Below are 573 nucleotides of genomic sequence, written 5' to 3'. Positions count from 1 at the left end.
TTTCACTTGCAATAATAATGGAGAAAGGGAGGTGAAGTATGTCAACTAAGTTGCCATGGACGAGGCTTTTTGCAGACAAGTGGCTACTTGATCTTGCTTGTTTACCCGCAATTGAAGGCAATGTTTATATGCGATTGCGATTGCAAATGTTGCGTACTAGAGAGCCTCTTGTAAATGATGCGCAAATATTATCTCATTTTACGTGTTGCTCAGTAAAAAGATTTCAGAAGGCATTAGATTACTTATTTAGATCTGGACACATTATTCTTTCAGAAGATGGTCATTTGTGGTGTTCAGATGTTGAAGAAGAATTAAAAAATTCAGACGAAACTTTAAATAAGTTTGCAGAAAGAGCAGCAAAAGCCGCCAATACTAGAAAACATAAAAACCAAGAAGAATCTTCAAGAGAGCTTCAAGATTCTTTAAGAAGTCTTCAAGATTCTTCAAGATGTCTTGAAGATTCTTCAAGAGGGTACAATAACATTAACATTAACAATAACATTAACAATAACAAAAAAAATAAAAATATTATTTTATCAAAAAGAGAAATTGATTTTGAAAATTTAGAAACAA

Annotated in this window: 1 pseudogene; it reads left to right on the top strand. The window is 32.3% G+C overall.

Features of this window, described 5'->3' with window-relative positions:
* Positions 1-38: 38 nt before the first annotated feature.
* Positions 39-573: pseudogene (locus ACFIO3_RS15300) on the top strand (hypothetical protein); the annotation flags it as partial.

The organism is Bartonella sp. AD328YNZD (genome assembly GCF_042196425.1).
This window is presented reverse-complemented; position numbering and strand designations above follow the sequence as displayed.